The organism is Bradyrhizobium sp. 31Argb (assembly GCF_043638955.1).
GTDB lineage: Bacteria > Pseudomonadota > Alphaproteobacteria > Rhizobiales > Xanthobacteraceae > Bradyrhizobium.
Map to the genome: position 1 here is coordinate 1 of NZ_JBEGDB010000262.1, position 11,348 is coordinate 11,348.

Annotated in this window: 8 protein-coding genes and 1 pseudogene; 6 read left to right on the forward strand and 3 right to left on the reverse strand. The window is 60.5% G+C overall.

The window, feature by feature from the left end; all coding sequences use genetic code 11:
* Positions 1 to 347 precede the first annotated feature (347 nt).
* From AAFX91_RS33180 to AAFX91_RS33200, 5 genes are all read left to right on the forward strand, one after another.
* Complete coding sequence (locus tag AAFX91_RS33180; protein ID WP_394569370.1) at positions 348 to 1,310, forward strand: tripartite tricarboxylate transporter substrate binding protein; 963 nt, start codon at positions 348 to 350, stop codon at positions 1,308 to 1,310.
* A 20-nt stretch (positions 1,311 to 1,330) separates the two neighbouring features.
* Entirely contained in the window at positions 1,331 to 1,801 is a 471-nt protein-coding gene (locus AAFX91_RS33185) for a (2Fe-2S)-binding protein (protein ID WP_394569376.1), read from the forward strand.
* Complete coding sequence (locus tag AAFX91_RS33190) at positions 1,798 to 3,939, forward strand: molybdopterin cofactor-binding domain-containing protein (RefSeq protein ID WP_394569371.1); 2,142 nt, start codon at positions 1,798 to 1,800, stop codon at positions 3,937 to 3,939. Before AAFX91_RS33185 ends, AAFX91_RS33190 begins: the two co-directional genes overlap by 4 nt.
* Positions 3,936 to 4,646 (forward strand): molybdate ABC transporter substrate-binding protein, encoded by a 711-nt coding sequence (locus AAFX91_RS33195; protein ID WP_394569372.1) that lies wholly within the window; start codon positions 3,936 to 3,938, stop codon positions 4,644 to 4,646. The genes AAFX91_RS33190 and AAFX91_RS33195 overlap by 4 nt, the downstream gene beginning before the upstream one ends.
* A 399-nt stretch (positions 4,647 to 5,045) precedes the next feature.
* Positions 5,046 to 5,885, forward strand: a complete 840-nt coding sequence (locus AAFX91_RS33200; protein WP_394569373.1) for a transglycosylase SLT domain-containing protein — start codon at positions 5,046 to 5,048, stop codon at positions 5,883 to 5,885.
* Positions 5,886 to 6,459: 574 nt separating this feature from the next.
* On the opposite strand, the gene AAFX91_RS33205 is transcribed toward AAFX91_RS33200, so the two are convergent.
* The 3 genes and pseudogenes from AAFX91_RS33205 to AAFX91_RS33215 form a co-directional block, all read right to left on the reverse strand.
* The gene (locus AAFX91_RS33205; protein WP_394569374.1) at positions 6,460 to 7,890 is read right to left on the reverse strand and encodes a pyridoxal phosphate-dependent decarboxylase family protein; all 1,431 of its coding nucleotides are present in this window, start codon (positions 7,888 to 7,890) and stop codon (positions 6,460 to 6,462) included.
* Between the two features lie 204 nt (positions 7,891 to 8,094).
* A pseudogene (opgC, locus tag AAFX91_RS33210) lies at positions 8,095 to 8,489 on the reverse strand (OpgC domain-containing protein); the annotation flags it as partial.
* 759 nt (positions 8,490 to 9,248) lie between these two features.
* Positions 9,249 to 9,545 (reverse strand): HU family DNA-binding protein, encoded by a 297-nt coding sequence (locus AAFX91_RS33215; RefSeq protein ID WP_130224561.1) that lies wholly within the window; start codon positions 9,543 to 9,545, stop codon positions 9,249 to 9,251.
* A gap of 521 nt (positions 9,546 to 10,066) precedes the next feature.
* Between AAFX91_RS33215 and AAFX91_RS33220 the strand changes: the two genes are divergently transcribed.
* Positions 10,067 to 11,053 carry an LLM class flavin-dependent oxidoreductase gene (locus AAFX91_RS33220; RefSeq protein WP_394569375.1) on the forward strand — a complete coding sequence of 329 codons (987 nt, stop codon included), beginning with the start codon at positions 10,067 to 10,069 and terminating at the stop codon, positions 11,051 to 11,053.
* Positions 11,054 to 11,348 lie beyond the last annotated feature (295 nt).

Sequence of the window (11,348 nt, forward strand, 5' to 3'; positions counted from 1 at the left end):
GCCACCCGAAAACTTGCCGATCCTCGAATGGCTCGGTATCAAAACGTCAAAATCACTGTGATGAACCACTAGAAGGTCCGCTTCCGCTTCTAAAGCCGACCACCTGAGCGCCCAGTGCGCGGGGTAGTCGTGCAACCGGAGATCGGCGCCTATTGCGTCGCTGGAAATCCGTTACGCTTAATTGAGTCCCAAACCCCGTCCGATACGCTTCGTGCCCGCTTATTGGCGATCCTAAGCTACACCGCGATCTCTGTTTTATTCCTGCGAGCCATCCGGAGTCTGTCGTCGACAGCGACTTCGCACCGCAGCTAAACTTCCCAGCAAAGAACAATATTTTGGGGAGAGAAATGATGAGCCCGAGATTCGTGCTGGCACTGGCCGCCCTTCTGCTGGCGGGCTCCTCGTCAGTTGCGCAGGACTATCCCTCCCGGCCGGTCCGGATCATCGTTCCGTTCGGCGCCGGCGGGCCCGCCGATGTCACTGCCCGTCAGATCGGCAACATCCTGCAGGAAAATTTTGGCCAGCCTTTTGTGGTCGAGAACCGCACCGGCGCCGGGGGCGTGATCGGCACGCAGGAGGCCGCCATGGCGTCGCCCGATGGTTACACGCTGTTGATGATGTCGAACACGCAAACCGCCAACGAATCGCTGGTGCCGCAGCGCAAATATGAGCTGATGCGCGATCTTGTCTCGATCGCTCCGGTCAACTACTCCGACCTCGTGATCGTCGTGCACCCTTCCATACCGGCGAAGACGCTGCAGGAATTCATCGCGCTTGCTAAAGCCCAGCCGGGAAAATTGAACTACGCCTCCTCCGGCCAGGGCACGCCGTACCACATGGCGGGCGAACTGTTCAAAGCGATGGCCGGGATCGACGTCGTGCATGTGCCCTATCGCAACAGCGGCGAGGCGCGTAGCGGTGTGATCGGAGGCCAGGTGCAGATGATGATCGACGCCGTGCCCGCGATGGCGCCCAACGTCAGGGAAAACCAGGTGCGGGCGCTGGCAACCACCGGCCAGGCGCGCTCAGCCGTCTTACCTGACGTACCCACCGTGATCGAGGCCGGCATTTCCGGCTATGAGGCAACGATTTGGCTCGGATTGATGGCGCCGGCGAGAACGCCGAAGCCCGTCATCGACAAGATCAATGCCGCGGTGAACGTGGCAGTGAAGCGGCCAGATATCGTGAAATTCTGGGGAGCGCAGGGGGCAGTGCCGATGTCGATGTCGCCGGAAGAATTCGACAAATTTTTGCGCGGCGATATTGTGAAATGGGCCGGCGTGGTCAAGAAGTTCGAGAAGACGCAATAGCTCACCTGGGCCGATCCAACATGCCGCACGTTCGATTTCGCCTCAATGGCGTCGAAATGGATGTAGCCGCCGATCCTGATCGTTCGCTGTTGGACATCCTGCGCGGCGAACTCGGCATGATCGGGCCGCATTTCGGCTGCGGCGCCGGAGAGTGCGGCGCCTGCAATGTCATTGTCGGTGATCGCGCCATGAGTTCCTGCGATATGCCGCTGTGGTCGGTGGCAAATAAGGACATCACGACGCCAGAGGGACTAGGGAGCGCCAACGCTCCGCATCCGCTGCAGCGCGCTTTCATCGCGGAACAGGCGTTGCAATGCGGCTACTGTGTTTCGGGCATTCTCATGAGCGCCGCGGCGTTGTTAAAGCGGAATCCAGCACCTTCCAGGGACGAGGTGAAGGAGGCGCTGGACCGCAACCTCTGCCGCTGTGGGTCGCACAACCGGATGGTACGGGCGGTGCTGCGCGCAGCAGCGGAAATGGCGGCGCCATGAGCCGGCCTCCGCCCTCCCCGTCTGCAGCAACGCTGCCGGTCAGCCTTGCGGCTAACCCAACATTGTCATCTTGGCTGGAATTCTCAGCCGAAGGACACGTGACGGTCTGGCCGGGGAAGGTGGAAATCGGACAGGGCATTGTTACCGCGCTCGCGCAAATCGCCGCCGATGAACTTGACATCGATATCGCGCGCATCCGGATGGTCCGCGCTTCGACCGCGGCAAGCCCGAACGAAGGCGTCACCTCCGGCAGTCTTTCGGTCCAACAATCGGGCCGCGCGCTGCGATACGTCTGTGCAGAAGTCCGACAAATCTTTCTTGAGGTTGCCGCCGATCGCCTCGGTGTCAAGAAGACCTCCCTCTCGGTTGAGGACGGAAGCATCTCCGGTCCCGGCAATGTCAGGACGAGCTATTGGGAACTCGCCGACGATGTCGAGCTTGAGCGAGACGCGACACCGGGGATCGCGCCGAAACTGGCAACCGAGCGCCGGTTGGCGGGAGATTCCGTCCACAGGATCGATATTCCCGACAAGGTCTTTGCGCGGCCACGCTTCATCCAGGACTGGAGCCTGCCGGCCACGCTGCACGGCCGCGTGCTGCGGCCGGAAAATTCGCGCGCAAGGCTGATTGAGCTGAATGAAGATGGGGCGCGCGCCGTCGCTGGCCTGGTTGCGATCGTGCGCGACGGCAGTTTCGCTGGGGTCGTCAGCGAAACGGAGAATGGCGCGGAGGCTGCGCTCAATGCGCTGCGCAAGAGCGCGACATGGTCTGAGGGCGAGATATTGCCTGACGAGAACGACCTGGCCGCGTTCCTGAAGAGCCAACCGCTGGAATCGGTTGTGATCAGCACGAGGGCGGCTTCAACGCCAGGCGATGGCAAGCGCACAATCCGGCGGCAATATACCCGTCCCTATATTGCCCACGCTTCGATTGCGCCATCTTGCGCGATGGCGCAACGGAGTGGCGACAAGGTCCATGTCTGGACTCATAGCCAGGGGGTCTATCTTCTGCGCACGGACCTCGCGCTGCTGCTCAAGCTACCGGCCGAGAACATCACGGTCGAGCATCTCGAAGGCGCCGGCTGCTATGGCCACAACGCAGCCGATGACGTCGCCCTCGATGCCGTATTGTTGGCGAAGGTCGCCGGTGGCCGGCCAGTACGGGTGCAATGGTCGCGCGCCGACGAGATGTCGCAGGCGCCGTTCGGTGCGGCCATGGCGATCGAGATTGCAGCCGATCTCGACGCTGGGGGTGAGATCCTCCACTGGCATCATCAGCTCTGGAGCAACGGCCACGCTGCTCGACCGGGGCGAGCGGCGCAACCGGCGCTGCTTGCCGGGTTCGAGCTGGCGAATCCGTTCCCGCGGATGATTTCGACCAATCCGCCACAGGCCAATGGTGGTGGCGCCGACCGCAATGCCGTTCCGCTGTATGATTTCCCGTCATGGCAGGTCGAGAGTCATCGTCTGCTGACGATGCCGGTGCGCACCTCGGCGCTACGCACGCTGGGCGCCCAGGGCAACGTGTTTGCCATCGAGTCCTTTCTCGACGAGATCGCGGCCGAGCGCCGCGAGGATCCGGTCGCGTTCCGGCTGCGCCTTCTGAGCGACGACCGCGCCAGAGACGTCATCCGCGCCGCTGCCGAACGCGCGAAGTGGAAGCCGGCGCAGCGACCCGGCATCGGCCATGGCATCGGCTTTGCTCGCTACAAGAATATGGGTGCGTACTGCGCTGCCGTGGCCGAAGTAGAGGGCGACAAGGACATTCGCGTCAGAAAGCTGACTCTCGCAGTCGATGTCGGGGAGGCGATCAATCCTGATGGAGTCATCAACCAGATCGAGGGCGGCGCCATCCAGGCCACCAGCTGGGTGCTGAAGGAGCGCGTCCGCTTCGACCGGCAACGCATCACCAGCACCACATGGTCGGACTACCCGATCCTGCGCTTCAGCGAGGTGCCGGAGGTCGAAGTCGAACTCATCCAGCGCCCGGAATTAGATCCCGTTGGTGCGGGCGAAGCTGCACACGGTCCCGTAACCGCAGCGATAGCCAATGCAGTTTTTGATTGCCTCGGCGTGCGGATACGCGATCTTCCCATCACGCGCGAGCGGTTGATCGCCGCGATGGAATTGACACCATGAACAAGTTGCGCGTTTTGAGCGGCGGGGCGACGCAGGGACTCGTCAAGAACCTTGCGCCAGCTTTCACGGCTGCTACGGGCTTGCGGATCGAGGGCGAATTTGGCGCGGTCGGGGCCATGGCGGAAAAGCTGCGCAAAGGCACCGCTGCCGATGTCATCATCCTCACATCGGCACTCGTCGCAACACTTGCAGCGGAGAAGCTGGTCTCATCGGCCTCCGTCAGAGATATCGGCCTGGTCGAGACCGCGCTTGCGGTCCGCGCAGGAGATCCGCTGGTCGCCGCGAAGGATGCAGCAAGCCTGCGCGAGGCGCTGCGGGCAGCGGATGCGATCTTCGTCCCGGACACCAAGGCATCGACCGCGGGAATTCACGTCGCGAAAGTCCTGGAGCAGCTCGGCATTGCCAGGGAGGTGGAGAAACGCTTGCGCATCTTTCCGAATGGTGCAACCGCCATGCGTCATCTCGCCGAGTCGGACGCGCGGCGGCCGATCGGTTGCACACAGTCGACCGAGATCATTGCGACCGACGCGGTCGCCCTGTCCGGTTCGTTACCCCCAGGGTGCGCTCTGGCGACCCTGTACACTGCCGCCGTCACGACGCGCACTTTGGCCGCGCCGGCGGCAGAGGGGCTAATCGACCTTTTGACGGCAGCTCAGGCCGGAGAGGCAAGAGCCCGCGCGGGCTTCGTTCCTTCGCGATCCATGTAGAGGCAATTCGAGCAGCCGTATCGGAAACCGGATTGATACCTCAACTACCGGCGTCGCACGTAGGTGCCGGCATCCGCGCCCCCACAGTCGCCGGCCGGAACCGGTGCGCGCGGCCGTCGACGCGGCTGCAGGACGCACTGTCGAGGGCCCTTCCCCCTGAGACGAGGAAGGCCCGTGGCAGGCCCACGGCACAATGATGTCCCAACTGCGCCTTCTAAGCGAAGTCCCGCCAATTTTTTCACGAAACACACCCGGCCTTAACGCTCCACGTTAGATCATTGAGCGTGCGCAACAATGTCTACCCAAGTCTCCGTGATGGGTTTCGCTCGCGATCAACCCGCCCTATCAACTGTCGCTTGTCGATTCTGAACAGGTCAATATAACGGACCGACGATTCCTGTGTCCTCGCCGCGCACTGTCAGATCCTCTTCTCGTAGGACGCACGTCAGGAGAAGCTGGACCAGCTTCCTCCCTCGCCTTCGCCGCTGGCATGGCACGCGTTGGGTACGACAGAAGCTCACGACAGCACCGCGGGCGGTTGCGGTCGTTGGCGTTGTCGCGATCCTCCTCGCGGCATTCTCTCTGATGAACCTCGTCTACCACGTGGTCCGTAAGCCGACCGAGTTGTTCTTCCTCGTTGGCGGCGCACTCGACAAGAAGCCGAGTGAAACGTGGCGGCAGTACGGACCGCTCTTTCGCGTCTATTCGACCAGCACGATTACGCCCGAATTGTTAGCCGCGTTAGCGCAAGTCGAGAGCACCGGCAACCCGGTGGCACGCACCTACTGGCGCTGGCAACTCAACCGGAATCCTCTCGCAGTCTACCGACCGGCCTCGAGCGCCGTCGGCCTATATCAGATGACCGATGCAGCTTTCGCCGAGGCTGCCCGGTCCTGTATCCGCAAGAATGCGGTCGTCGATGCCGACTGCGGATTCACCAGCCTATATATTCGCGCGCTTCCGAGCCATGCCATCGAACTGGCGGCCGTGTATTTGGACCGCAATGTCGCGGCGGTTCTCGCCCGCGCGACAGATGCGACGGCAACCCCGCAGCAGAAGCAGGATCTGGCCGCATTCATCCATCTCTGCGGCGACGGTCCGGCGGGGGCTTTCGTACGCCGTGGTTTTCAAACGATGGCTGGCGAGCGCTGCGGCGATCACCTCGTCGCGGCCTATCTCGCCAGGGTCAATGCGATGAAGCGCCAGTTCCTGCGCTTTGCTGCCGACGGCCGGAATTAGGGCCGCCCCCGGTTACCCGTTAATTTCCCTTAGGCCCGGGCGGGCCCATCGGTCCTGCGGGGCCCGGAGGCCCGCCGGCCCGGGCGGTCCGGCAGGACCGGGAAGGCCGCAGTTTTGTATCACCACTTCTCTCGTATCCGGCCCGGAGGTGATCTTGACAATGCAAGTGGAGGGAAACTCTGGTCCAATCCACCTAAACCCTCCAGTCGAAGTGCTCTCGACCTGCACTGTCTTGTTTGGGCTGATCCTAATCTCCACGCCGGGCTCGCGCGGTCGCCTAACCCTTCCTACGATTACTAACTCGCCCCGCGATATGGTGGCAGTCGTGATCAATATCTCTGCATATGCATTTCCATCCCATGTGGTCACACAGACAGTTATGACAGCCAGGACGGTGCCGATGAACCTTGCGAGCATGACGGGCTTTCCCTCGCGCATCCTGTCATAATCCGAAATTCATCACTAAGAATAAGAACGCGACCACGCGAGAAGATGTTAACAGGCGGGTTCAGGATAGGAAACGAAATCTGTCACGGCGGCCAGGAAGCGATGTCGAACCCTGCGTCCGTGGAACTTAAGCTGATGCTGCTCGCGCACTCACTTGTCGAGCAATTTCGATGATCACGTCGAATGCGGCATCCGCATCGGCTTCTGTCATATCGAATGAACCCGCCTGAAATCGGATGACGAACTGCCCATCGACTTTGGTCTGCGTGAGATAGATCCGCCCGTCGTTGTTGATCGCATTGATCAGTCGAAGGTTGTGTTCATCAAGGTCGGCAACGTTCTTCGGTTCATGGCGAAACGAGAACAATGAGAGTATGGGCCTGGTTGTCACGCGAAAATCGGCTGTCTGTGTCAGCCGCGCGGCCAGCGCCTCCGACCAGCGCACATGATTGCGGATCATGTTGCGCAACCCATCTAGCCCATAGGCCCGCAGCAAGAACCAGATCTTCAAGGCACGGAAGCGGCGGCCAAGCGGTATGCTCCATTCTGAGTAATTGATGATGCCGTCATGGCCGTGCGTCTTGAGGAATTCTGGGTGAATGGCCAGAGTTCGCACCAGGCTTTCGGGATCGCGCAGAAAATGCGCGGAACAATCGAATTGCGCGCCAAGCCATTTATGGGGATTGAGAACCAGAGAGTCGGCCAGCGCGACTCCTTCCCACAGATGGCGAAACTCTGGGCAGATCATCGCGGACCCGGCCCACGCCGCATCGACGTGAACGTAGAGATCGTGTCGTCTCGCGACTTCACAGATCCCTGCGACATTGTCAGTTCCGCCTACGCTGGTACCTCCGACACTGGCGACAATGCCCGCGGGTAGAAAACCAGCTTGTTGGTCCGAGACGATCGCAGCGTCCAATGCTGCGACATCGAGGCCGCGCATTTCGCCAAGGACCGGAATGCGCACGAGATTGTCTTCGCCAATTCCCGAAATCCAGATGGCGCGATCGATCGAGGTGTGCACCTGATCCGAACTGTAGATCCGCAATCGCGGTTGACCCGACAGTCCCTGCCTGTTGCCTGACCATTTCAGTGCGCGCTCGCGCATGACGAGAACTGCCGCCAGCGTTGCCGATGATGCGGAGTCCTGGATGACACCCTTGAAGCCTTCAGGCAGACCGAGCGCCCGGCGCAGCCAGTCCAGAACACGAGTCTCCAACTCGGTTGCAGATGGCGAGGTTTGCCAAAGCATGCATTGGGCGGCGATCGCCGACACAAATTGCTCGGCGATCACTGAAGCGGGGGCTGCATTGGCCGGGAAATAGGCGAAGAACCGCGGATGCTGCCAATGGGTGATACCGGGCATCACGATCCTTTCGAAGTCCGCAAAAATGGCGTCCATCGGTTCCGGCAATTCGGGCGCGCTTGGAGGAATGGCATTGAAAGTGGCTCCGGGCATTGTCTGAGCCCGGACGGGACGATTGCGCAGACCTCGGCGATAATTCACGCCCCAATCAGCGGCCTTATGGCTCCAAACGCGAAACTCATTGTCATCCATCGGAGCCTCCTTATCGGCCGTTTGCTCTATCGAAGTGCCGAATGCTGGCCAAAGTTCGATCCCGTGCTCTTTCGGACGCGTTTTTAGCTGCGTCAGCCGGTTTGCGGCGGACAGCTATAGCGGCTCCCTACTTGGCCGGCTGGCCGCCACGAACCGCCGACCATTCCACACAAACGACCGGCGGGCCGCGCCAATGAAGACCTCGAGGCCGTGCTTGAGGAACTCGATCGGTTGCGCAATTAATAGTCGGACGTTGAATTCATCAAGCAGATGCACATGATTGTACCGTTCCGCGATGTAGGCGATGGCGACGACGTAGAAAACGAACAGCAGGATATGCGCGACGTAGATCTGCCAGGCTAGCGCCAGGATGCCGACTGCGGCCACAAGGAAGCCTTTGGCCGCCATCGTTCGGGAGTAGACGAGCGCGACCGTGTAGCCAGATATGAAGACAAACAGGTCCGCGGCGTCGCTGAACCCATAGTTCTTCATCGTGATCCATGCGACCGCGTTGTTTGGAATGTGGTCGAGGAAGATCGCCCAATTCGCCAATCCGCGAGGTCCAATCTCAGATCTCGGCCTGTTCCGTTCGCTGCCACCGTTGCGTTCCTGTCTTCCACGCTGGAGCGTCGCGATCGCGGCACTCCGATTAGAAGATTCAATTGCGAAAGCTCAATTCTTGAACTTCGTCTGCCCGGTGTTTCCGTCTGCTCCCTTGAGGGTGATGCCGATCGTCGAGCCGGGTGCGATGTCCTTCTCTACGGCCGGCCCACCTACGTCCCTCCCCGCGTCGGTTGGGGGCACCACCGTCCTCACCATCACCACCGTTCTCGCCACCACCATCACTAGGATCCGAGCCACAGTGACGGTGCTTCACGAGGTAATCGTCGCCTAAGCTTTCGTATCTACCTTCGTCGCGTTGGTCCGTCATCATCGTGCATTCCGACCGGCCTCACGGCCAGGACGTAAACGCTACTTTGGCGAGCGGCTGCGGCCACCTTCGCATGGGTTTGTCGATGACATCGACAAACCCATGGTAGGACTGCCCGACGAAATAGAGCGTTCATAGAAGACGGAGTGCGGGCGTCCTAGCTGTGGTTGGCTTCTCGCCGTACCGCGATGCCCCTGCGGCGTGACGGCTCGCGCTGTCCAAGAACACCGGCCTGGGACCGGGTGTAACCGCGGATGGTTTCGACCATGGCAGCGCGCTCGTGGATGCATTCTGCGTCCTGCGCGCTCGCTTCTCGCAGACCTACAATCATGGAAATCACCAACAGCAGCAAGCAGGCGCCGCTTCCCGTGTGATGGAATTACCCACAGTTCAGGCGAACGAACAGGCCTCAACCAACCCATCCGCTTCAAACAGCGTCTTTGGCCGCCTTCAGAGGTGAGGCCTTGACGGACCTACTGGCTGGCTTGGCCGCGAACTCCATAGGCTCTTTCGTGAAAGGATTTACGCCGCTGCGGGCTTCGGTAGCAGGCTTGTTTACGACTGACATCTTGACGAAGCCGGGAATGACGAACTCGCCGCATTCATTCAGTTCCTTATAGCCTACAGTCGCCATCTGCTCGATGACGGCCTTTACGTCTCCTTTGGAAACCTGCGTTCCTTCTGCAATTGCATCAATCAACTGATTCTTGGTCATCTTGGCCATGATGGATTCCTTTGTGGAGGCTCAGAACAGTTTTGAAACGCATGAGCTACCAGGGCTACGTCACTCTGATTAAAGGGCGACAAGCCACGGGGTTCGCTTCTCGTTCGTACCTGTGATCGTGAGGTCACCGGGCTTAAAACCTATCAAGACCTAAAACGCAAGGAGCAGTTCGGCGTATGTTCTTTATACCTAGCACCATGTACCAGAAGCGGTCGTTGGCGCAGAGACGCGCCCGGTGCCGATTGCACTCGGCAGTGTTGGTCAATCGCGGACCGGATTCAGCAGATTGACCCACGCGGAGACAGTGCCCATATGGGGTACAAGAATCGAATGAAGCCTGCCGTTTCGGACAAGCTTGGACGCGGCTAGAGCATTTTCGGTTCTGATAGAATCAGAACCGAAGCTCTAGATTCTTGTTTTGACGCGTTTTCTTCACGCGAACCGGTGTCCACTTCGCTCGAAAACGCTCCAAGTATCTCTGGCAGCGTCATTCACACAGAAGGTTTCGTTCGGGAGTTCCTATGACGACACTGTCTATCCTCGATCTCGTCCGCGTCACTGAGGACACCGATGCCCGCGGCGCGCTCGATAACGCTCGCGATATCGCGGTCCATGCCGAGGCTTGGGGCTATCGCCGCATTTGGGTGGCGGAGCATCACAACATGCCGGGCATCGCGAGCGCCGCGACGTCGGTTGTGATCGGTCATATCGCAGCGGGAACAAAAACGATCCGCGTCGGCGCGGGCGGCATCATGCTCCCCAACCATGCCCCCTACGTCATCGCCGAGCAGTTCGGGACGTTGGCGCAATTGTTTCCGGGCCGCATTGATCTCGGGCTGGGCCGTGCACCGGGGACCGACCAGCTTACACTGCGCGCGTTGCGCCGTACGCCCGAAGCGGCCGAAAACTTCCCGCAGGACGTTCTCGAAGTGCAGGCCTTTCTGGCTCCAGCCGGTCCCAATCAGCGCATCCAGGCGGTGCCGGCGGCGGGAACGGAAGTGCCGTTGTGGATTCTCGGATCGAGTAATTTTGGCGCGATGCTGGCAGCAGAACTCGGGCTTCCCTATGCCTTCGCCTCGCATTTCGCTCCTGACCTGCTGATCCCCGCGCTGCAGATCTACCGCAGCCGCTTCAAACCGTCCGAGCAACTTGACCGTCCCTACGCGATGGTAGGCGTCAACATCATCGCCGCCGGCAGCGATGACGAAGCGCGCAGGCTGGCAACGACCCAGCAGATATCCTTCACGAACATCTTCCGCGGCGCGCGGGGCCTGAGCCGGCCGCCGATCGACGATATTGAGAGCTACTGGTCGCCTGCGGAAAAAGCGCAGGCGATGAGCATGCTCGCGCGCTCCATCGTCGGCTCGCCCGATACGGTTCGTTCGGGCATCGATGCGCTCGTTGCGGAAACAGGCGCCGACGAACTCATGATCGTGTCCGATGTCTACGATCACGCAGCTCGGCTGCGCTCCTTCGAACTCATCGCCGGCACCGCAGCTATTGCCTAAAAACTTTGTCCTCTTCGCAGCACGCAACGTCCAGGAATTTACCGGATCTCCGCTTTGCGCCCCAGTTGTGGTCATTTCAAAACCACTCATTCCACGAATTGCTTCCTCGCAAAGTTCGGCTTGCAATTCGTAGCTACCCTCGAGATCGCTGGCCTCCCGCTGAGACCGCAGCGCGTTCAGTTCAGCCGGTTGACGTTAGTCGTCGCTGGATTTTCTTTGACGTATTGCCTCACCTGAGGATGTTACTTTCGCTTGACGGATGTAGCTCCGACTGTCGGCCGGTCCGAGGTTGCGT

Excerpts from the sequence above, each read along its gene's own strand:
- AAFX91_RS33180 (WP_394569370.1), top strand. The coding sequence starts at position 348 with ATGATGAGCCCGAGATTCGTGCTGGCACTGGCCGCCCTTCTGCTGGCG.
- AAFX91_RS33185 (WP_394569376.1), top strand. The coding sequence starts at position 1,331 with ATGCCGCACGTTCGATTTCGCCTCAATGGCGTCGAAATGGATGTAGCC.
- AAFX91_RS33190 (WP_394569371.1), top strand. The coding sequence starts at position 1,798 with ATGAGCCGGCCTCCGCCCTCCCCGTCTGCAGCAACGCTGCCGGTCAGC.
- AAFX91_RS33195 (WP_394569372.1), top strand. The coding sequence starts at position 3,936 with ATGAACAAGTTGCGCGTTTTGAGCGGCGGGGCGACGCAGGGACTCGTC.
- AAFX91_RS33205 (WP_394569374.1), bottom strand. The coding sequence starts at position 7,890 with ATGGATGACAATGAGTTTCGCGTTTGGAGCCATAAGGCCGCTGATTGG.
- AAFX91_RS33215 (WP_130224561.1), bottom strand. The coding sequence starts at position 9,545 with ATGGCCAAGATGACCAAGAATCAGTTGATTGATGCAATTGCAGAAGGA.
- AAFX91_RS33220 (WP_394569375.1), top strand. The coding sequence starts at position 10,067 with ATGACGACACTGTCTATCCTCGATCTCGTCCGCGTCACTGAGGACACC.